A 20,415-nucleotide genomic window follows, 5' to 3' on the forward strand; every position below is an offset into this window, starting at 1 on the left:
AGGCTCCTTATAGCATGGGCGATAGCGCGCCAGTCCAATTCTTGATCAGCTGTGCGCAGAAAGCGCATGCTTGACGCGGGCAATGCAAACGACCACGGCGCCAATGACGATTGGAACCGATCCAAGCATGATGAGCGGATCGACATGGAGGCCTGCGTGATCGGCTGCCTCGAACGTGATTTTGAGCAAGCCCAGGAGATAGTAAGTGATGGCGATGATCGAAAAGCCTTCCACCGCTCTCTGGATCTTGACCTGGACGGCGGCTCGTTCTGCCATCGCCTGAATTTGCACGGTGTTCTGGAACTCGATTTCGACCTGTATGCGCGTCTGTAGCAGATCAATCAGATGCATCACTGCGCGCGAAAGCTGATCCAGGCGCAGCGCCGTCGCCTCACACGTGCGGACAGCAGGCCTGAAGCGGCGGGTGACGAAAATTCCAAACCTTTGATATCCCGGTAAGTGTGTTTCTCTGAGCTCGGTGATCCGCTCCTCCACGATCCGCGCATATGCGGCGGTCGCCCCAAAGCGGTTGCGCGTCCTTGCGGATGCGGAAATAATCTCGGCCGAGAAGGCCGATATTTCCTCCAGAAGTTTCCTGTGCTCAGCCTGAGCGGTCGTCTGGTTCCGGTTCGACAGTTCCATCAGCCTGCTGTCGTAGGACCCGAGCGATGGCGCCAGTCTGCGTGCTTCAGGAAGTCCAAGCAGTGCCATGGCCCGGTAAATCTCGATCTCGTAGATGCGGCGGACCATACGGCCAAGGCGATAGGCATTCAGGCCGTTGTTGAACAGCAGTATTCGGCTGGTGCCGTCAGCCTGGACCCTGAAATCGGAGACCACGGTTGCATCGCCGCCGGCAACGGCGGAAGCAGCGCTATCTCCAAATCCGAACTGGCTGAGAGTTGGTCCAAGTTCTGCCGGCGCCGGGCCAAGGACAAGAATGCCGACATGCGAGACTAGTTTTGGTGCGCAAGGGCCAAAAAGTGCAGTAATCTCCTCAGGCGAGAATGTCGGACGTGGCCAGCTCTGGGGCTCCAGTTCCAGTCTGGATACCCTGGTCGCACTGACAAATTCGGTGTGGACTTCGATCTGCACTGGTGCCGTACCGCCGTCGTCACTCGACACAAGGCGGCTCCCGATCGGGCCGCCCATTTCAACAGGGACAAGGGCGACGTGCTCGACATAGGCAGGCCCTTCAAAGTAGATCGAGGGCCGGGCGTGTAGTTCTGCATTGAAATCCGACGTCATGGATCCGTCTCCCGGCAATCGAAACTTGCTCGGCGACATCAATTGAAGCCGCCAGAAACCTCAATCATCAGCGACGGGGCAGGTCAACGCGGCGGCGGTTCTTCTAATCGATTTTAAGTTTGGATTTTGAAATCGTCGCTCGTCTATTCAGCGAGATTCGGCCTCTACCCCCGGTGGGCCGGCTTCCGTACGACGCAGACAGATGAAAATGCAGCGCCCTTCAGTAATGCGCGATTGCGATTGGCTCGTCCTCGCTGGCTTCCGAAGCCAACTCTGATGCCAGCTGCCGGACGCTGTTGAATTCGGCGTACCCGTCGAAGGACGTGCCGCCGAGTTTGAGATTGAAAGGCAGATCCGTCCCATCCGCTGCCGCCGCTGAAGCCGCGACGCGAGCCCTGATACGCTGGGCAACGTCGATAGCGTTCTCGGCGGCGGCTCCTGGAAGAAAGATTCCCAGTTCGTTCATGGAAAGCCGCGCGACCAGATCCCCGGCGCGCACGGACGACTGGATGATAGCCGTCAGAGACTTCATAACGGTTTCAGCCCATTCCGGGCCGTAACGCTTGCTAACCTCGTCATATGAGCCAAAGACAGCAGATACCATGATGCCACCACTATCAGTGGCAATGCGCTTTCGACGCTCCGAATATTGGCCAACGGCCTTTGCGAAGGCGGTCCCATTCATTGCGTTCGTGGATGGATCTCTGTGCAAAAGCTCGTCGATGCGGTGCGCCAGACTGTCGATCTCAGCGCCTTGTAGCCTCACGATCAGAAGCAGTGAGAAAGTCAGAAACGCCATTAGTACCGACAATGTCGCGACAAGGAGCGTCACTGAGGAATTGCCGTCGAGCGCGACCCACGAGGCGCCAATGACGATCGCGACAGCTGCAACAGCTCCTGCCGCTGGTCCAGCAAAGGCTTTCTTGGAGATGTGCGAACGGAGCTTTCTACTCATCTTTTCCACCCGTATTGCGCGTGGGAGTAGACTAGAACGGCGCATCCAACAGTCGATTAAAGAATTTGATAAAACTATCCATAGCTCGCCGGCAGCCAGTCGGCGGAGAACTCTTGCTCGCATCCTGCAGATTATCCCAGATTAAGTCGTGAATAACTGCGGCAGAGGTCTTTTGAGCGCGCCGATTGTTCAGTACAATCTGGCTAAACGAGCTAGTTTCTAACAGGTTTGCACTGTGGTTATTTCGAGAGTGACAGATATATTCATCCGTGAGATCCTGACGGCTGTAAACCGTTCCGAGCGCCTCTCCGACGTCGATAGGCGAATGCTTGCCGAACGTAGTCTAGAGACTGCCCAGAAAATCTGTGATGCCGTTGGCGGCGAGAAAAGTGCGGAAGTGATTGCTGCTGCGTCGATATTGCGCGAGGCGGCGGAAGATCTCGGCATTCTCAAACGCGGCAGAGAAGATGTCGTCGCCAGCCTTCTTAACACCGCCTCAGCAGCCCGGTCCTTCAGGATGACACATGGAGTCCGTTGACTCGATAGAAGCGGTATGGTCGACGGTGTCGATAACGGACCCGTTTTCCTGCGCGTCCGCGCCTGAAATTCGCGCAAGATATCGGTATAGTGCCGCGCAAGCTCGCCAACGAAAGCGGCGTTTTCGATAGCTGCCGCAAATGTCCGGTGATGAGGACAAGTTCCAAGGGTTGGCGTCCGAAATCACTTTCGATCACAACCCCGGCCGCGGCGCACCAAGCGGTATTCGGCGCGAAGCCTTGGCAAACACTGACCGAGTTCCGAGCTAATCGTAGTGGTCAATAGCGATCAGCGCCGATGTCAAACATCGACGCGTCCAACCTTGAGGCGCGGCAGTTTGACATTTTCTTGCGGTTGGCGCTCCGGTTGCTGGGGCCTTTCTCGATCGATCATTCGCCACTCGCGTTCAAGGCGTTGCACGACGCTTTCCGGTATCATTTCCACCAATTCACTCTCCCTATTCCTTGGGAGCGCAACAAACACCATCGGAGTAATGATTTCAAATAGGTCTCGAATTTAAAGTAACTATTTCTGGTTAATAGTGTATTCGATACAATTTCCAGTAATGGCCTTTTCTAGACTGGCGCCGTCGTGGCGAAAAGCAGGATGCCTCACCCTGAAGGGATACCGTTGCCTACTGGTCATTCGGAACAAGCTCAGTAGTACTTTGGGATCGTCTCACCGACCGCAGGGTCCACTCGTCAACGAAAAAGGGCGCAAGTCACACAGGCGTTCCGCCACTCGACAGGAGGTTAGATGCTGCGGGTTGTTCGGCGGGTATCGAGGACATGCTCTCATGACCCCAAAAGACCTCGCCCCGGAAACCAAAGCCTGACTGAGACGGGTTGAATATGGCGTAAGCAGCCAGCATTCGTGACGGTATCAAAGGCTGTGGACGACGATTGTCGAATTGCACAGTCCATGCGCATGCCGAGATTTCAAATTCGATAAGCCACTGGTAGTTATTGCCGGCTTGATAGCATCGGGCAGGCAATGCAGACTCGGTTGGATTCGTGCGGCGCTTGCAACGGCGGGCAAGGCGAGCCTGCGCGTCTACCCGGCGGGCAATGTAAAATAGAAGCGGAGTAATCTTGGCATATTTTGTGGTAACCCGCCGCATGGTCGTCGAAGCTGATGATGAGCAACACGCCGCAGAACAGGCAGCTGCAAATGCGACGGCAGATCAGGTCGCGTTTGAGGTCCTGAGGGAAAATAGTCCGCCGGTCAGGATTGTCGTGGCATTGAAGAGTGAACGGTCCGGCGTGGCGCAAAGCCCTTCCGAGCCCACTGTGCCATCTGTTGACCCGACCTTCTCAGCCGGGAATGACGGCCATCGAGGGTTCACTCAGGAAAAGTCGTCAGTTGTTGCGATGGCTATTGCGGGCGCCGTGGGTTTCATCACCGGTATTGCCCTTGCGGGCATATCGCTGATTGTCTGGCTTGGGTGACGCAGCGAGTAGAACTGATCTGGCCGTGACGCGGTCAGAAGGAAAGGAGCGGCGCACGGAAATGCGGGGAATCTGGCTCGGCAGCTTCCCGGCATGCCGAAGGCATGCGCAGGTGACGATTGAGCTTCATTAGCGACGAGCTCCTGCTCGCACCTATGGCAACTGGAGGCAAAACTGCTTCGCCCCCAGGATGGCAATGTGCCAGCCATCGGCATACGTCCACAGCCAGCGCGTCAGCCGATGCCCGGCGCTCGCCGACGCCCGTCTCGCGGATTCCTTCACGCCGTGCTCAATTGAGATGGATCACGGCGATAGCAATTGATCCCCAGAGGCTGGCGACAAAGCACCCGATACCGATCAGTGTGACCTTCATGTCCATAGTGCCCCCATCGAAGGCAAGTCTCCCACCCGGCGCGTGTGCGGTACAGTGAGTGGCCGGGTGGGAAGAATTGGCGGCAACCCCAGAAGCCGCGCCACGATGAAAAGCAGGTCTTGGGTTTTGGTTCAATGCGAACCGCTGAGTAAGCTTATCAGGTAAGGTTAAGCCGTCGCATTTTAACGATCGCAATGGCGGATGAACACCGATGTCAACAGCGGGAGCCTGCATATGATGTCCATGACGGCTGAATGACCGATGCGGCCGATCGAGCGTATCTCTCCGCTGCGATAAACGGCCCAGAGAACATTGGTGTGCAGCTCATATTGAAGAGTGGCAATGTTGCGGGTGTGAATTGGGAAGGAGATGACCATATGCCCAACTCAATGGGACAGCCGGTTTCGCTGTGACTGGATCGGTACTAGGGTCAACGCATCGACCAGTATACCAGCGTCCGTTCGGGATGAACCTTCCGGTGTAGCCTCATTCTGCACCGCAGGTAGTGTCACGGCTGGGATGATAGATCGCCACTCCTCGTCGAACCGATCCACGATGGTTTGTTCACTAAGACCCGGCACGGAACATTTCCCTTAGATTGAGACCGCTGGCCTGGGGCACAGGGAGCCTCCGAGGTTGCAGTGCTCTTCGCTTCTCCGTGCGAAGCGCCCAACCTATTCTCAAGCCAAGGTCTGTCGGAGGCAAGGCAGTCAAAAGCGGTAGCGTTTTCGTTCAACTGGGGACGAGCAGTGATACGAGCTGTCCGACCGGACCGGTCTACGGCAAAGAAATTGGGCGTCGTTTTGTTCGCCATCGTCACCCGGCAATGCAGCAAATGTCCAAGGTAGGGACGGATGCCAATTGCGGAAAGCCTGGCCGGGGAGGGGTGATGCAGACTTTCCGCGCTGCCTAGAGGCGAAACATAAGTATATACTGTTACTGCTATTTCATAGGGCCCATTTGTCGCAGGCAGGGCTCCTGCACATACTCGATTCCCAGACGCCAACATCAGCAGCAGAGTGCGGGATGATAGGCGTTCGATTTTAGGAGGAATTGGGCCCGCTACGCAAAAAACAGGCGGGCCCCGTAACAATGTCGCGGGATCTCATTCCGTGACGATGCTATCGTGGCTGCAAAAGATGAACGATGTGTGAACTCGCAAAGCGAGCTCTCCTCGCGGTCACTCCCGTACCCTAAGCGTGGTCTGGCAGTGACGCGATTTGCCGCTCATGCAGCTTTTGAGAGCTGAGCGGTACCGTTCTTTTGCTGCCGTTTGAAGAGCTGCCGAGGATAGCTACGGTGAACGCCATATTTGGCCGCGAGAAAGTCGATCCTGGCCCCCGCCAGGTATTCGGCGACCAGGGCAAGACGTTGTTTTTGCGTTAATTTAATACGTGCCACGGCGGGAGAGATAGCGGGGGATTGCGTTTTTGTGAAGCTATCAGGAGCCGTCCATTTCTGGGTGGATATGGCGCTGCTAATTGCGACTTGCGTTTGGTCCAAATCGATCCAAGTCGCCACGTCCTTAACTGTATATTGACGATGGACGTGGTTGCATGCAGATGCGAATCGCCCGCGAAGGTAGCTTGAGTCGCATGACGAGACGGTTGAAATATCTTCTGTTGGCGATTTCGATATCGCTGATGATGTGGGGCGGAATAATTTCTGGCGCCGTCTGGCTGATGAGCGACGGCACTGACAACGCGTTTACTGCTGGCACTCGTTGATCACGGCAATCCCCACATATTTGTTAAGCTCCGGCAGACATGACTGGGGGAGCCTTACAGGCGGCCCTTTGCTCTGCTTCTGACTACATGGAATGGCGGTGGCTCTGTGCCGCTTTGCGAGCTGCTTACGCGACACGACGAGCCATAGGTGCATCCGTTTTAATCTCGTGCCTTCTTGTCATTGCTGTCGCAGTGGGATCGTTTGGAACGGCACAACGGAATCGAGCAACGTGCGAGGGAAGCATCGCGTTCGGCGACGCTGAAACCTCGGTCAAATGTTCCGGTCAGCTAGTGGATATCCTCGATGATTTGTGGCTCTGGAACATCGTTGATGAGGAGCGTGTCGAGTATCCACGTTGACGCGAAAACGAAGATGACGAGAAAGGCGATCGATGTCAGCCGAATGTGGAATGCGACCTTTAGCATTCCGAGACACATGACCTTTAACGAGATCAAGCACAATTCGGCAATCTGGCTTAGGCCGCCTGGTCGATCTTTAAGAGGTGATGCGCCTCTAGCTGTTCGACCGTCTTGGACAGATAGAGCAGGCGGACCTATTCCGTCAAAAAAGACGCAGGTGCCTGGCCGCTTCTTGGCTAAAATGGGCGGTCGATGAAGTCCTCGATCGATTTTGCATACTGATCTGGGTCCTGGTAGATCGCCAAATGACTGACATTGTTCAGGATTAGGAGTTTTGCACCCGGGATGTTGGCTGCAATGTAGCGCGAGTGCTCAGGCAGTATAAACTCGTCATGGTCGCCCACGACAATCTCCGTCGGCACGTGGATGCGGTGTAGATCGGCGGCGGTATAGTTGGGCTCAGTCTTCCATAGGAGTTCGATGGCGGCTCTGAACTTCTCAAAATCGCCCGGGGTCGACGACAGGCGCTTGTATTCAGTTTCGTCGCGCGCTCCCGCTGCGGCAAGCACCGTCATGTCAGGATCGTTGTTCAGGCCGTCCGGTGTGACATTGGCCGCATGTGCGAACAATCGGCTTAAATGCTCCGGATGGTTCATCGCTATGTCGAGGCCGATAATTCCGCCATCGCTCCAGCCGACCAGCGAAACTTGTGGTTCATGCAATTTATCAAGCAAAGCAACGTAGTCCTCCGCCATCTGGTGATACGATAAAGGTATATCAGTGCGCGTCGAGCGGCCGTGTCCGCGGCTGTCTGCAACGATGATTTCATGCCTTTGCGAGAGGCGTAGGACTTCGAAACCCCAGACATCGGCGCTGCCCATTCCTCCGTGGATCAGCAGGATCGGACTTCCACGGCCCTTGCCATAGATGGCATAGTACATCCGGATACCATTGATATCGGCCAGTCCGCTTTCATCCGCCACGGGCATTGGAGGAGGGGCAGTGAATGTTTGCCATTTTTCGACAGCATGGCTGTCCTGCACCATGGCCAGATGCATCACAATTGCTGCAAGCTTTGAGAATGCGTGCCGAAACATTACAATTTTTATCCAGTGCCACGTTTGGAAAGAAACGAGCAAGCATCATGCCACAAGGGTGATAAAGCAGACCCGGTTCCAATCGGAGCCGTTGTTCGCAAGGTGGACCAACAGCTAGAATGCGTCTTTGAGGCTGCGCTCGAGCCGTAAAAGATCGATTGCCGATGCGTTTCGGTTTCGCCTTGAACACGCAGCGAATGTGTCTTCATCGTGCTCGGCTCGATATCAAGGTGCGTCGTCCATGCGCAGTCCCTGCGCAGCGGACTCTGAAGGATCCCCATAGTATGCTAACATTTGCAACATCGCCGCGATCGCAAACGCGCTTGCCGGGGTGACGATCTGCGGAAGAAGTGGAAGCCTGATGTTTATTCGGCAGCCCTTGTTCCATATCGCTCGATTACTTCTCGCCATCGCATAACGTAACCATCAACGATGGTTCTAGTCACTCCGGAGGCCAGCAATCGTTCTTCGAGATCGTTCGGCGGGCGCTTTTTCGTTTCTGGCGCACTCACGGTCGGGTACGGCCCACGGATCATTTCCCCACGATGACCTGCGTGCCAGGTTGCACCATCTCGTAGAGCTCCTCGACATCCTGCCGGTACATGCGGAAACATCCACTTGAGGCATTGGTACCGATAGACGAGGGGTCGTTGGTGCCATGAATTCGGAGTAGACCGTCGGCAAGGTAGATGGCGCGTGTGCCGAGCGGGTTTTGTGGCCCGGCCTTCACCACTGCCGGGAGCCTGGGGTCCTTCGCACGCATGCTGGCAGTCGGACGCCATTCGGGGTGTTGGCGCTTGGAAACAACCCTCGTCGTTCCGAACCATTGTTTGCCTTCGCGGCCTACAGCGATCGGATAGACGAACTGCCGTCCCTGCGAGGTCGTGTAGGAAAGCACGTGCTGACGTGTTGAGATGGTGATGACTCCCCTCGCGGCACGTAGGAAAGGCTGGCGACGCTCCCTGTCTGGTACACGATAGTGCGGCTCCCGATACTCGGGCTCTTGATACTGCGGTTCGTCCTCGTAATAGGGAGGCGGTGGATAGGGACTGTATGGATCGTCATAGCTATAGCCGCCGTATTCATCATAGCCATCGTATGGCGCATAGACCTGCGCCTCAGCGTGAGCCGCTGTTAGCACGAAAAACGAGAATAGGAAGGCCAGCAGTCTCATTCGCACCACCCAATGTTTACCAGATGATTGCACCGAACTCTGTGGCGGCACTATGACCGCCAGACAAGACTGCCGGCTCCCAGGTTTATGTGGTCTCCAGCTCGATGTTCATAGCCTTCGGTCCTTTGTCTTTTTATCCGGTTCGGTGTCGAAAGATACCTTCTGGCCTTCCCGAAGCGACTGGATGACTGAAAACTGAAGTGCTGAGATGTGACTGAAGATGTCCGCACCTCCGCTATCAGGCTTTAAGAAGCCGAAGCCAAGGCTTTGATGATGTTCTCCGGTAGACTCAGAGCCTTGCCGACATCCCCAACCTCCGTCCAAGTGATGGCGCCAGAAAGGGCGTTGTCGTTGGAAATCGGCGGGCGGATTACGCGTTGGCGCGCGATATCGGCTACTCCCGCTTTCGTGGCAGGAGACCCCCACGAATTCTGGAGGCCCTGTCCTCTTGCGCTGGCGCGGTAGGCTTTGCATGGGCTGACTGCAAAGCAACAAGGCTCTGCAGTGCACTTTCCCGGTCTGCCTCACTCACCTTGCCGACGGCAACACCTGCCAGATCGAAACGCTCAGCGTCCGGCCGAGCGCAGGCAAGGTAGTATCGCTTCGAGTGAACATAGCCAGACGTGACGCGCCGAAGCTTCGATACGGTCCTGTCGGGCTTGAGCAAGCCCCTGATCTCGTCGAAAAGACCAATTGCGAATGGCCGGACAGGGTCGCCGGGTTCGGACGGCAGAATATCGATGCTGCGTACGAGCATCTCGATGATGGCTTCGGCCCGCCTGACCTCAAGCTCGGTCGCGAGAATGGGACCTGTGTCTTCCCTCTGCGCTTTCTCCATCGTCAACTCCGCGTCGCTCATCATCATCTGCGATTGTTTTCATATGGGTCTACTGTTGTAGTCATTAAAATGCGAAACGGTCACAAGGCAAGTGGCCGGCCTGCCTGTCACGAGGTCAGCTTGATCGAGAAGATGGAATATGTGATTGGGTCTTTCGATACCCGAGCCGCCTGAATGCTTGACACAGCCGTCGCGTGGGATCGCCGATCTCCAATCTGGGCCGAGGGTGATCTTTCAGGCAACTCAAGGGGTATGGCATATCTTCGCGCGTGGGATTTCCGCCAGTGACTTGAAGGCTACCACCGCGCAATAGCGAGACGCGGGGTGGGCGGACACGCCCACAAATGTCGGTCGCAATGGCCGTGCTCAAGACCACTCGAGCAACCATTGCCGGCAAGCAGCAAGCTCCAGCACGTTCGCCGCCAGCATGGCGGCGTGGGCGCGGGACTATTTGTATTGAACCAGGCTGCTGATCGCGTGATACGCCGCAAGTCGCAGGGTGCCGATGCAGGAGGCGCGGGGTGTCGTTTTGCGCCATAGAGTTGCCTGCTGCTACTCGATCGGATCGATATCGCGCTCCCTGTCCACTGCGTCAATCAGGTCGCTGGCGTTCAGGCGGTATTGGCGGGGAAAGCGCGGGTTTGCATCCCGAATTTCCGGTTGATGACCGTCTTCGACCTCGCCAATCCAGCGCAAAAGCCGTGCCTTGAGATCATCTGAGGTTTCGCGAAACGACGTCAATCCCACCAGGTTGACCATCTCATAGGGGTCATTGTCGAGATCGTACAGGTAGGCTTCCCGGTAGGAGTCCGAGCGCGCCTCATCCTTATCGTAATCTGACGTCACGCCATATTTCCAGCGGTGTGTTCTGAGCGCACGTCCCGTTTCCGTCTCGGAGATCTGGAAAAAGATATCGTCGCGCCAGGCAGCACGATGATCCCGGATGACGGGCAGGATGGATTTTCCTGTCATTGCTGCAGGGATATCGAGGCCGGCGGCATCGATCAGCGTTGGGGCAACGTCGACAGTCGAGAAGAGCGCACGGACCTGTCCACCGGCCTCGAAACCGGGGCCGATCACCATTGTCGGTACGCGCACGGCACTTTCATGGCAAGAGCGCTTGTACTCGGCATTTCGCGTCTTGAAGTGGCAGGCGTGATCTGATGTGAACATCACGATCGTATTGTCCAGAATGTCGAGGCTTTTGAGCGCATCCACCAAACGGCCAAAGGCTTCGTCAAGGCGTTTGACCATCCCGTAATAGCCACCAAGGTGCCAAGTGCTTGTTCCCTTGAGCGTTGCGAGATCCGGCGGTGTCCACGTCTTGGCGTCCATCATCTCGCGATAGCCGTCGGGGGCGGGATAAGCATCGGTATGGTTCTGGTGGTGGGGCTCTAGAAAAGACACAAAGAGGAAGAACGGCTCGCTTTGATGATCGTCGCAGTAACGGATCGCAGCATCCGTGAGCGCGTCGACGCGGTATCCTGGAAGTTTCTTTTTCTGGTCATCGACATCGTAGACGACGGTGTCATAGGCGTCCGAGGTAAACTCGAGAAGGTTGGCGGCTAGCCAGCTCTGATAACCGCCCCGCTCGCTCTTGGGAACCGGGTCTGTACCGCCGAGATGCCACTTGCCGATGTATCCCGTTTGGTAGCCATTTTTCGCGAAGACCTTGGCGATTGTCTCTGCGTCATCGGCAAGCGGGATGCCGTTGCGAAACACCCCGGTCTCGGTGGCAAATAAGCCTGTCTGCATCGATGATCGTGCCGGACCGCAAAGTGGCTGGCTGGTAAAAGAATTGAAGAGATGCGTTCCCTTGGCCGCGAGACGGTCGAAGTTCGGCGTCAGGCCCATCGGATTACCGTGGACGCCCGTGGTGTCATGACGCTGCTGGTCGGTGAAGAAGACGATGACGTTGGGCTTGCGCATAGTGTGCTCCGCGATCTGCATTTTGCGCGAACCTAGTGAAGTCACCCTTCCATTGGAAATGACTTCGAAACCCCACGGCTATAACTTCCGGGAATGGCAAGTGTCTCGCTGGCCAGCTGAGGCAGCAGATCAAGGGCTCGCCGCATGATCGGGTATTCGCGCGACGATGTCCGGTACCACGCTCCCGAGCCGAAACTCCAGATCGGAGCCGCAAAATGGAGGGGGACGAGCCCGAACTGCTCGGCCACGTTGGCGAGCGAAAGGGGGGCGAGCGTGAGCTTATCGGAGTTCGCAACGATCCTGAAGCTTGCAGCAAGCGCCTCGACTTCCATGGCAATGTCGGGCGGCGGCAAGCAGCTGTCGCTGAAAAAGCCTGCCATTCTGGCTACGATCGCATCGTCGCGGCGGTATATGACCCAGCGCCTGTTGGCAACGTCTTCGGGCCGTACGAGGTCAAGCCTGGCAAGACGATCGCTCTTTCGGCAATAGGGCACGATATCGACCCTGATGATCTCGGCAGTTTCGATACCTTCGGGCGGGCGGTCATGGATCGCGCCGAGCATAAGATCGACGTCGCCTGCCACCAGCCGCGGAAGGGTGAGGTCCGCCACATTGAAATCCAGGCGGACCTTTGTCTCGGGAAACTCGTCGGACAGGATGCGGGCGATATCGGGAGCAATCTCCATGTGATAGGCCGCACCAGCACCAATCGAGAAATGCGGCAACGAGCCCGAAACGAGCGATTTGATCTCCTCGCGTGACTGGCGGTATTGGATCTCGATGCGCTTGGCCCGGTCGCGAAGCTTTGCTCCGGCCCGAGTCAGGTTCATGCCACGCGATGTGCGGTCAAAGAGTGGAGCCTCATAATCGCGCTCCAGCCGGCGGATCATTTTTGTAAGGGCAGGCTGGGTCAGGCCGACCTTGACGGCAGCTGACGTCAGATTTCCTTCCTCGGCCACGACAAGGAAGGCGAGCAGCGTTCGATCCACGGTATTCCTCCACGTTATAGCTGAACATGGATAGCATTCGCCTTCGGACAAATCAGCATCAGCCGTTCCTTTGAAACGGCTCGGCATAGAAAACCCTTTCTTTAACGTTGCAGCGTTTGTCGGCTTACTCTCAGAAAATGCGATTTCGACGGAGGAACCCTATGAGTATCAGCAGATTTGCAGTTCTCCTTGCCGCGGGAACGATGGCGGCATTTTCGACACCGGCCGCAGCAGCCGACAGCTTCCTGGATGTCGGCTCGCAGGAGCCGATTACGATCCTGATCAATGCATCGCCTTGGTACAAGGGGTTCGAGAACGTGGTCGCGCTCTACGAAGAGCAGACCGGCAACAAGGTTGACCTCGAAGTCACGCCATTCGATGGAATGCTGGAGAAGGCACGGTCGGCCGTGCGCAGCGGCGACACCAGCCCCTATGATCTTGTCAACATCAACGGAAATTCCACGGTTGAATTCTATCAGGGCGGCTTCCTTCAGCCCTTGAACGAGATCGATCCCAGCTTCCAGGTCCCAAAAGAAGTCTACGCCTTTGGCGACAGCGGCTGCTGGGACGAAGCCAAGAAGTTCCGTACCTGCGCGAGCGGCAAGTTGATGGGATATTCGCCGAACGGCAACGTCCAGCTTTTCTACTATCGCGACGATGTCCTGAAGGAAAAGGGTCTGAAGGTCCCGGTCACGTTCGACCAGGTGCTCGAAAACTGCAAGGTCCTCCAAACCCCGCCGGATAGCTACGGTTACCTGCAGCGCGGCGAGAAGGGCGACTCGATCTACTACGATTTCATGGCCTATCTGTTGTCTTACGGCGGCTCGATCGAAAAGGACGCCGCCAATGGCGACTTCACGGTTACGGTGAACAGCCCCGAGGTCAAGCAGGCGCTCGACAAGTTCATCGAGATCTCGAAGTCCTGCGGACCGCAGAACTACGCCTCGCTCGGACAGGGCGATCTCATCCAGCTGATCCAGACCGGCAAAGGCCTGCAGGCCCATGCCGTTGTCGCAGCCTTCCCGAATTTCGACGATCCCAAGAAGTCTGCAGTCATCGGCAAGGTAAACGCCGCTGTCCTGCCAAAGGCCAAGGTCGACGGCGAGCCTGGCGTTGCCATCGGAAACTGGGTGCTAGCCGTTCCGAAAAACGCCTCTGACGATGGCAAGAAGGGTGCGCTCGCGTTCTCGAAATGGTTCCTCACCTACAAGGCACAATATGCCTATGCCGAAGGCGGCGGGATCCCTGTGCGCGAAGACGTCTTTTCCTCCGACCTGAAGGATCGGCCCGAGTTCCGTTGGATGCCGGCATACCAGGAAGAAATCAAATACGGCAAGCAGCTGCTTGGCTATTCGGAAGGTCCGGCCGTCAACCAGGCGCTTGGCCTGCGGCTGAACCAGGCGCTGATCGGCGAACTCTCCTCCGCTGCGGCGCTCAACCAGGCCGCAAAGGATATCGAGGCGATCTTCAAGAAGGGTGGCCGCAAGACAGGTCTCCTTAGCCCGCTCGCCGAATAGTCATTCCAGCAGGCAGCCGTTCCTCACCAGGAGCGGCTGCGGAACATGCCATGACGACAAGATCTGAAAAGCCTCGTCCCTTCGCAGACTTCATCGACCGTCATTTTCAGTGGCTGGCACTGGCGCCGGCCGCCCTCTTCCTGCTGCTTCTGACCGTCTACCCGGTTGGCGAGCTGATCGCCATGTCTCTTTCGACGATTACCTTCGAGAGGGCCAGTGAGATCTGGCAATTCACCCCGGCGGAGAATTTCAGGCAGCTGCTTGACGACGACATCTTCCGGATTGCGTTAAAGAACACTGTGGTCTTCGCGATCATCAGCGTTTTGATCGAGCTGGCCTTTGGCCTGGTGCTTGCCATCCTTGTCTCGTCGGCGGGCAAGGCAAAGGCTATCCTGCGCACCATCCTGATCATTCCGATCCTCATGCCACCGGTGGCGATCGGTTCGATGTGGAAGCTGATGTACAGCCTAGACTTCGGTGTCCTGAACCAAGCCGTCACTCTTGTGGGGCTGCAACCGATCAACTGGCTCGGATCGACTTCGTTGGCGCTGTTGTCGGTCGTCATCGTCGACGTCTGGCATTGGACGCCTTTTGTCTTCCTCATCCTGTTCGCAGCCGTCGAGGCAGTGCCCGGCGACGTCATCGAGGCGGCCCGCATCGACGGCGCAAAAAACCGAACGATTGTCCTGCGGATCATCATACCGCTGATCTGGCCGACGCTGCTGGTCGCGATGTTTTTCCGCACGATCCTCGCCTTCAAGGTTTTCGATCAGATCTTCCTGTTGACCTCAGGAGGTCCAGGTACATCGACCGAGGTCGTCAGCCTCCACCTGTACAAAGTCTATTTCCAGCAGAATGATCTCGGATACGGCTCAATGCTGTCAATTGCCGTGATTGCCGCGACCATTGCATTCATTTGGGTCGCGCATCGCGCTGGCCGTTTCGTGAGGGCTACCTGATGCTCGATCTGAGAGGCCCAAGCCGCCTGATCGGCATTCTCCTTCTTTCAGCCGGGGTGTTCGTCATCCTGGCTCCGTTCCTGTGGGTTTTCCATCAATCCTTGAAATACGAGATCAACATCCTGCAGGGATCGTGGCTCTTTAAGCCAACATCCTTCAACTATGCCGACGTGCTTTATTCCCGGCGCTCAGATTTCCCCGAAAACGTTTGGAACAGCCTCGTCGTTGCTATCCTGTCGACATCAGGCGTGCTGATCATCGGAACGCTTGCGGCCTACGCTCTCGTCCATTTCAAATCGCGCACGCTGATTTCGCGTGTCTTCCTTGGCTGGACGCTGATTTTCAACATGATCCCACCGCTCACTCTCGTGGGACCTTGGTATCTGATCTTCCGGGAATTGAATCTCTCGGGCACGCTGACGGCACTGGTGCTGACGCATATCGCCCTGAACCTTCCAATGACCATCTGGATGATGATGGCCTATTTCCGCGAGATCCCGCACGAGATCGAAGAGGCGGCGCTCGTCGACGGATGCAGACGGCCCTCAATCTTCTGGCGCATTGCCCTTCCGTTGGCTGTGCCCGGGCTTATCGCGGCTGGAGTTCTTGCCTTCGTCTTCTCCTGGAATGAGTTCTCTGTCGCGTTGACGCTGACCAGCCGTCATACGGCAACGGTTCCAGTTGCGATCTCGCGCTTTGCCCAGCAATACGAGGTTCAGTACGGCCAGATGGCTGCCGCTTCAATCCTTTCCACGATACCGGCGCTGATCATGATGTTCGTTGGGCAGCGTTTCATCGTCCGGGGCCTCACCATGGGAGCCGTAAAATAATGCGGCACCTGCCCTCCGGACCTCAGGGAGACCACTCATGAAGACTGTCTTCGTCCTCTTTGATTCATTGAACCGGCACATGCTTGGCGCTTACGGCGGCACCAGGATCCCGACGCCGAATTTCGACAGGCTGGCGGCGCGTACAAGGGTCTATGACAAGCACTACGTGGGTTCTCTGCCCTGCATGCCCGCCCGCCGTGATCTCCTGACCGGACGGCTGACTTTCCTGCATCGCAGCTGGGGGCCACTTGAGCCGTTCGACAATGCGTTCCCGGAACTGCTCAAACAGAAGGGCGTTCATTCGCATCTGATCACTGACCACTATCACTATTGGGAGGATGGCGGGGCGACCTATCACAACCGTTACTCCACCTTCGAATTCGTTCGCGGCCAGGAGTCCGATCCCTGGAAAGCCATGGTCCAGCCGCATTGGGAGCGGCTGCGGGAAAAGTATCACGAGGCGCAGGCGCCCAAAGGGCCGATGGGCAAATTTGCGCCCTATCTCATCAATCGCGAGTTCATCAAGGAGGAGAAGGATTTTCCTTCTGTCCAGTGCTTTGCACATGGCCTTGAATTCCTGGATGCCAATCGTGATGCGGATGACTGGCTGCTGCAGATCGAGACCTTCGATCCCCATGAACCGTTCTTCGCTCCCGAACGCTTCAAGGAACCATTCAAGACGGACTGGGATGGGCCGATCCGGGACTGGCCGAGATATGGCCGCGTCGAGGAGCTGCCGCAAGAGGCTGACGAGCTTCGGGCCAACTACTATGCGATCGTTTCGCTCTGCGATTTCCTGCTCGGGCAGCTTCTGGACTATTTCGATGAGCACGATCTGTGGAAGGACACAGCCCTCGTGGTGACGACCGACCATGGCTTCCTGCTCGGCGAACATGATTTCTGGGCAAAGAACCGGATGAACATGTACGAGGAAATCGTTCATATTCCGCTGTTCGTTCACGACCCGCGCAAGCCGGGAGCACGAAGGATCGACCGCCTGACCCAGTCGGTCGATGTCGGACCGACCTTTCTCGACCTGTTTGGCGTGGCAGCCCCTCCGGAGACCGAAGGCTTCTCGCTCCTTGCGGAGCGTCAGCGCGAGGCGGTTCTGTTTGGCTATTTCGGTGGCGCGGTCAATGTTACGGACGGCCGCCACACCTATCACCGGTTTCCGGCGGACCTCGCTACTCAGGAAATCTTCCAATATACCGTGATGCCGACGCATATCACGCAGCCGTTCACGCCTGAGGAACTCTCTGCCTCTACGTTGTCCCCGCCATTTGGCTGGACGAAAAGCGTGCCCCTCCTGAAGGTGCCGGTCACACAGCGCTCACCGATGTACTCGAATTATGGACCGGGAGCACTGTTGGAGAAGGAGACGCGGCTCTATGACCTGGTCAGAGACCCGGGGCAGCTTGCACCGCTCGCCGATAGTGCGGTAGAGCGTCGGATGATCGGCATGATGTTGAAGCTTATGGGCGCCAACGAAGCCCCGGATGAGGCATACAAGAGACTGGGCTTGGCGTCCGCTCTGTCGCCCACTGACGCGTCACGTCGAACTCAGGAACTCAGCCGCCGGGATTAGGGATGATCACCGCATTGGCTTTCGTTTCACAAAGCGTTTGGTGTATTTCAAAGCCAATGCCGCTGCGGCGTTCTCAACGTGCTTAACCCGGTATCTGTTCGATGTGAGGCAGCAGATTTCGCATATACGGCAAGAGGTTGCCCTCACGGCTGGCGTTCTCAGCCTCCCACCCAAACTTCCACGCATCGTGGCGGGAAAGCCAGTCGGCCAATCCGTCGTGGTTTTCTGGGGGTAGCTTGTCTGCTTTTAGGAAAGGGTTCTCGTGGCCGGCAAGTCCCAAAACACACGCTCTGGCTCCGGCTTCCTGCAGATCCATCAGTTCTTCTATCGTCATAACTTATCCCCTAAGGCGGATGCTATCAACAGGAGGCGCTAATGCAAGCATTGTCTTTCTCAAGAGTTTGCAGATGCTAGGAATTTGCATCGGAATAGCTGGACCGAAGAGCGCAGGGGTAGGGTTGCTCGACGGACCAAGGCTTCGCACTCCGAATTAAGAACACTCGGCTGGAGCACTGTGACAACTGACAGCCTGGCTTGCGCGTTTAGCGGGTACGGTGCCGTGATACACAGTCCTTGGAAGAATCACGCGGTATGTGCGGCCACGGTATTACGATCCTCGTGTCTGGCAATGATCCGGTCAAAATCCACGCCCGCCATCGGGCGGGAAAAATAGAAACCTTGCAGATCGGTGCAACCGGCCGCAATCAGGAAGTCGCGTTGCCCTTGGGTTTCGATACCCTCAGCTGTTGTGGTCTTGCCGAGCTTTCTGCTCAATCCGATGATTGACGAAACGATGGCAGCTCCCTCGGCCTGGCTTCCAAGCAAACTGACGAATGAGCGATCGATCTTGACCCTGTCGATATTGAATTGGATTAGATGGCTAAGCGAAGAGAAGCCGGTTCCGAAATCATCCAAGGCAATGCGAATTCCGTGCGCCCGAAGAACCGCAAGGGTCTCCTGAGCGCCGTGGTCCAGATTAAAAAGCGCAGCCTCTGTGAGTTCGAGTTCGAGACGCGAGGGGCTGAGGCCGGCCTCCTTGATAATAGAAAGAACGCGGTCACCAAATCCGCGGCGCCGGACTTGGGAGGGCGAAACGTTGACAGCCAGCGTGATGCTCAAAGGCCATGATGCCGCTCTTAGCGCGGCAGTTCTCAACACCCACTCCCCGAGTTGGTCGATAAGGCCGGCCTCCTCGGCAATCGGAATAAACATGTCGGGCGTGAGCAACCCTAGATGCGGATGCCTCCACCGTACCAAAGCCTCCGCACCCGACAGCGACATTTCATCGGAAGCCAGGTGGACTGATTGGAAGAATACTTCCAGTTCGCCCTTATGTCCCGGTGTGACGGAATCGCTGGCGGAGCCCAGAAGAAGACGAAGATCCCGAGTCAGGCTGTCCTTTTCGACATTTCGGGTATCAAGATATTCGTGATACTCGACACACCGACCCCTTCCACGGCTCTTGGCCTCGTAAAGCGCCACGTCAGCGCGACGAAGGTATTCGCTGCGGGCTAACGTCCGGTCGTTGACCATAACAGCACCAACCGAGCCACCAATCCTGACAACGATATCGCCGTTGCGCAGATTGAATGGCTTGGCGAGCTCGGAGACTACCTCCTCCCATAATTCTGGGAGCGCTCGCCCCGCGGCGCTCCCAGGGGACAGGAGCAAGGCGAATTCGTCGCCGCCTACCCTGGCAAGCATATCCCGTTCTCCAAACAGAGGGCTCAGCCGGATCACAACGCTGCGCAGAAGCTCGTCCCCTGCCGGGTGTCCGTGGGTGTCGTTGATCTCTTTAAAGCGATCAAGGTCAATGAGTGCCACGATGGCATAGTCAGCAGAAGCATCCAGGGTGTCGAGACAATGCTGAAAGCGCTCCGCAAAGAGCGCTCTGTTGGGCAATCCCGTCAACACGTCATGATAGGACAGATGACGAGCATGGTCCTCGCTGCGGCCCAGTTCCTGCAAACTTTTTCTCAACCGTGCCATGAGTGCGAAGAACAGACCGCCGATCAGCAGTCCTGCGACCGAAAGGAGGGGCACGAGACGGGCAACGACGCGTGAGCCGGGAAGATCCGGCGTCCATATGATAAAACCGATGGGCTCGCTCGTAGCAGTTGCCTCGATCTGGAAGGCGACCTCATTTGCATCAGCGTCTGCGGTTCGCGCGTACCGGGCGCCGGCAAGGCCCTGCTCACGGCTGAGCGCATCAAGAGTGGCCCCATCAAGAAAGCGGAAAGCAGCGAGATACAAGGGCTGCACCGGTGTTACCTTGACGCCATTGGCTTCGATTGACCCTGTCACTTTCGCGACGCCCGCAATAGACGGCCGCCCCTCCAGTTTCATCAGCGCAACATGGATCCGCTCTGGGTTCGTCTCGCTCTGCCCAGGGCCCTTGAGATCGGACTGCTTTATCATCGGCAAAAGGAGCGGGCGGACCCATCTGTACCGGCGGGCGGTTTCGGCGTCGGCCTCAAGCGCAAGATCGCCGGTCGATGTGACCAGATAGGTGCCGTTGTATCCAAACACGGACTTTGCGACGGTGGCGAAAGCTTCGGCGGTGCTATTGTCGTTTCCGTCATCCGCGGCCACCGTATTTTCCGACAGGAGTGACGATAAGCCTGCAGCCATCAAGCGCATGTCTTTCGAAACCCGGTCTACCTGGTCCTGAAGGCGGCCGTTGACGAGTTTTCGCTGATGGTCCAACGCCGCAGCGTCACTTTCTTTCCCGGCCCAAAGTGCTGCGACGAACACGAGGCCGAGAATGGCAACACCGCTGATCGCGAGCAGCACGAGTGTGGCTCCAGAAGAGCGGGCGGCTTTCTGGGCAAGACGTAGGGGTAGGTCATATG

General features: G+C 56.9%; 17 protein-coding genes and 1 pseudogene. 7 read left to right on the forward strand and 11 right to left on the reverse strand.

The genetic code is table 11. The annotated features are described in order from the left end of the window. Window positions 1-45: 45 nt before the first annotated feature. Both AC1DNK_RS23195 and AC1DNK_RS23200 read right to left on the reverse strand, forming a co-directional pair. On the reverse strand, window positions 46-1,245 hold the full coding sequence (locus AC1DNK_RS23195) for a DUF3422 domain-containing protein (protein WP_477943528.1): 1,200 nt from the start codon (window positions 1,243-1,245) through the stop codon (window positions 46-48). Between the two features lie 220 nt (window positions 1,246-1,465). After that, complete coding sequence (locus AC1DNK_RS23200) at window positions 1,466-2,200, reverse strand: GGDEF domain-containing protein (protein ID WP_477943529.1); 735 nt, start codon at window positions 2,198-2,200, stop codon at window positions 1,466-1,468. A gap of 250 nt (window positions 2,201-2,450) precedes the next feature. On the opposite strand from AC1DNK_RS23200, the gene AC1DNK_RS23205 reads away from it, so the two are divergent. Together AC1DNK_RS23205 and AC1DNK_RS23210 are read left to right on the forward strand one after the other, a co-directional pair. Continuing rightward, entirely contained in the window at window positions 2,451-2,738 is a 288-nt protein-coding gene (locus AC1DNK_RS23205) for a hypothetical protein (RefSeq protein WP_477943530.1), read from the forward strand. A 1,090-nt stretch (window positions 2,739-3,828) separates the two neighbouring features. Further along, window positions 3,829-4,185 carry a hypothetical protein gene (locus AC1DNK_RS23210; protein WP_477943531.1) on the forward strand — a complete coding sequence of 119 codons (357 nt, stop codon included), beginning with the start codon at window positions 3,829-3,831 and terminating at the stop codon, window positions 4,183-4,185. Window positions 4,186-5,785: 1,600 nt separating this feature from the next. On the opposite strand, the gene AC1DNK_RS23215 is transcribed toward AC1DNK_RS23210, so the two are convergent. Further along, window positions 5,786-6,079, reverse strand: a complete 294-nt coding sequence (locus tag AC1DNK_RS23215) for a hypothetical protein (RefSeq protein ID WP_477943532.1) — start codon at window positions 6,077-6,079, stop codon at window positions 5,786-5,788. Window positions 6,080-6,114: 35 nt separating this feature from the next. Here AC1DNK_RS23215 and AC1DNK_RS23220 point away from each other — a divergent pair, with 35 nt between their 5' ends. Beyond that, the gene (locus AC1DNK_RS23220; protein WP_477943533.1) at window positions 6,115-6,285 is read left to right on the forward strand and encodes a hypothetical protein; all 171 of its coding nucleotides are present in this window, start codon (window positions 6,115-6,117) and stop codon (window positions 6,283-6,285) included. Window positions 6,286-6,881: 596 nt separating this feature from the next. Here the strand turns inward: AC1DNK_RS23220 and AC1DNK_RS23225 are convergent. The 6 genes and pseudogenes from AC1DNK_RS23225 to AC1DNK_RS23250 all read right to left on the reverse strand — a co-directional run bounded on the left by AC1DNK_RS23225 (window position 6,882) and on the right by AC1DNK_RS23250 (window position 12,672). After that, complete coding sequence (locus tag AC1DNK_RS23225; RefSeq protein ID WP_477943534.1) at window positions 6,882-7,742, reverse strand: alpha/beta fold hydrolase; 861 nt, start codon at window positions 7,740-7,742, stop codon at window positions 6,882-6,884. Window positions 7,743-8,274: 532 nt separating this feature from the next. Further along, window positions 8,275-8,916 carry a L,D-transpeptidase gene (locus AC1DNK_RS23230; protein WP_477943535.1) on the reverse strand — a complete coding sequence of 214 codons (642 nt, stop codon included), beginning with the start codon at window positions 8,914-8,916 and terminating at the stop codon, window positions 8,275-8,277. Window positions 8,917-9,001: 85 nt separating this feature from the next. Then, window positions 9,002-9,240: pseudogene (locus AC1DNK_RS23235) on the reverse strand (cold-shock protein). 70 nt (window positions 9,241-9,310) lie between these two features. Then, window positions 9,311-9,754, reverse strand: coding sequence for a ProQ/FINO family protein (locus AC1DNK_RS23240; RefSeq protein WP_477943536.1), 444 nt, complete (start codon window positions 9,752-9,754; stop codon window positions 9,311-9,313). Window positions 9,755-10,306: 552 nt separating this feature from the next. Beyond that, window positions 10,307-11,683 carry a sulfatase family protein gene (locus AC1DNK_RS23245; RefSeq protein ID WP_477943537.1) on the reverse strand — a complete coding sequence of 459 codons (1,377 nt, stop codon included), beginning with the start codon at window positions 11,681-11,683 and terminating at the stop codon, window positions 10,307-10,309. Window positions 11,684-11,724: 41 nt separating this feature from the next. Then, window positions 11,725-12,672, reverse strand: a complete 948-nt coding sequence (locus AC1DNK_RS23250; protein ID WP_310295463.1) for a LysR family transcriptional regulator — start codon at window positions 12,670-12,672, stop codon at window positions 11,725-11,727. 161 nt (window positions 12,673-12,833) lie between these two features. Here AC1DNK_RS23250 and AC1DNK_RS23255 point away from each other — a divergent pair, with 161 nt between their 5' ends. From AC1DNK_RS23255 to AC1DNK_RS23270, 4 genes are read left to right on the forward strand one after another with little or no spacing between them, the layout of a single operon-like run. Then, the gene (locus tag AC1DNK_RS23255) at window positions 12,834-14,189 is read left to right on the forward strand and encodes an ABC transporter substrate-binding protein (protein ID WP_477943538.1); all 1,356 of its coding nucleotides are present in this window, start codon (window positions 12,834-12,836) and stop codon (window positions 14,187-14,189) included. Between the two features lie 50 nt (window positions 14,190-14,239). After that, entirely contained in the window at window positions 14,240-15,148 is a 909-nt protein-coding gene (locus AC1DNK_RS23260; protein WP_477943539.1) for a carbohydrate ABC transporter permease, read from the forward strand. Next, on the forward strand, window positions 15,148-15,978 hold the full coding sequence (locus tag AC1DNK_RS23265) for a carbohydrate ABC transporter permease (protein ID WP_477943540.1): 831 nt from the start codon (window positions 15,148-15,150) through the stop codon (window positions 15,976-15,978). The genes AC1DNK_RS23260 and AC1DNK_RS23265 overlap by 1 nt, the downstream gene beginning before the upstream one ends. Window positions 15,979-16,015: 37 nt before the next feature. After that, window positions 16,016-17,563, forward strand: coding sequence for a sulfatase (locus AC1DNK_RS23270; RefSeq protein WP_477943541.1), 1,548 nt, complete (start codon window positions 16,016-16,018; stop codon window positions 17,561-17,563). An 82-nt stretch (window positions 17,564-17,645) separates the two neighbouring features. Here AC1DNK_RS23270 and AC1DNK_RS23275 read toward each other — a convergent pair whose 3' ends face one another. Then, window positions 17,646-17,897, reverse strand: a complete 252-nt coding sequence (locus AC1DNK_RS23275) for a CrpP-related protein (protein WP_477943542.1) — start codon at window positions 17,895-17,897, stop codon at window positions 17,646-17,648. 248 nt (window positions 17,898-18,145) lie between these two features. Next, a complete protein-coding gene (locus AC1DNK_RS23280) occupies window positions 18,146-20,356 on the reverse strand; it encodes a putative bifunctional diguanylate cyclase/phosphodiesterase (RefSeq protein WP_477943543.1) in 2,211 nt (736 codons plus the stop codon). Window positions 20,357-20,415: the final 59 nt, after the last annotated feature.

Source organism: Rhizobium sp. 01N424, from assembly GCF_056399485.1.

Coding starts and splice junctions, on each gene's coding strand:
- AC1DNK_RS23195 (WP_477943528.1), bottom strand. CDS start 1,245: ATGACGTCGGATTTCAATGCAGAACTACACGCCCGGCCCTCGATCTAC.
- AC1DNK_RS23200 (WP_477943529.1), bottom strand. CDS start 2,200: ATGAGTAGAAAGCTCCGTTCGCACATCTCCAAGAAAGCCTTTGCTGGA.
- AC1DNK_RS23220 (WP_477943533.1), top strand. CDS start 6,115: ATGCAGATGCGAATCGCCCGCGAAGGTAGCTTGAGTCGCATGACGAGA.
- AC1DNK_RS23225 (WP_477943534.1), bottom strand. CDS start 7,742: ATGTTTCGGCACGCATTCTCAAAGCTTGCAGCAATTGTGATGCATCTG.
- AC1DNK_RS23230 (WP_477943535.1), bottom strand. CDS start 8,916: ATGAGACTGCTGGCCTTCCTATTCTCGTTTTTCGTGCTAACAGCGGCT.
- AC1DNK_RS23240 (WP_477943536.1), bottom strand. CDS start 9,754: ATGGAGAAAGCGCAGAGGGAAGACACAGGTCCCATTCTCGCGACCGAG.
- AC1DNK_RS23245 (WP_477943537.1), bottom strand. CDS start 11,683: ATGCGCAAGCCCAACGTCATCGTCTTCTTCACCGACCAGCAGCGTCAT.
- AC1DNK_RS23255 (WP_477943538.1), top strand. CDS start 12,834: ATGAGTATCAGCAGATTTGCAGTTCTCCTTGCCGCGGGAACGATGGCG.
- AC1DNK_RS23260 (WP_477943539.1), top strand. CDS start 14,240: ATGACGACAAGATCTGAAAAGCCTCGTCCCTTCGCAGACTTCATCGAC.
- AC1DNK_RS23265 (WP_477943540.1), top strand. CDS start 15,148: ATGCTCGATCTGAGAGGCCCAAGCCGCCTGATCGGCATTCTCCTTCTT.
- AC1DNK_RS23270 (WP_477943541.1), top strand. CDS start 16,016: ATGAAGACTGTCTTCGTCCTCTTTGATTCATTGAACCGGCACATGCTT.
- AC1DNK_RS23275 (WP_477943542.1), bottom strand. CDS start 17,897: ATGACGATAGAAGAACTGATGGATCTGCAGGAAGCCGGAGCCAGAGCG.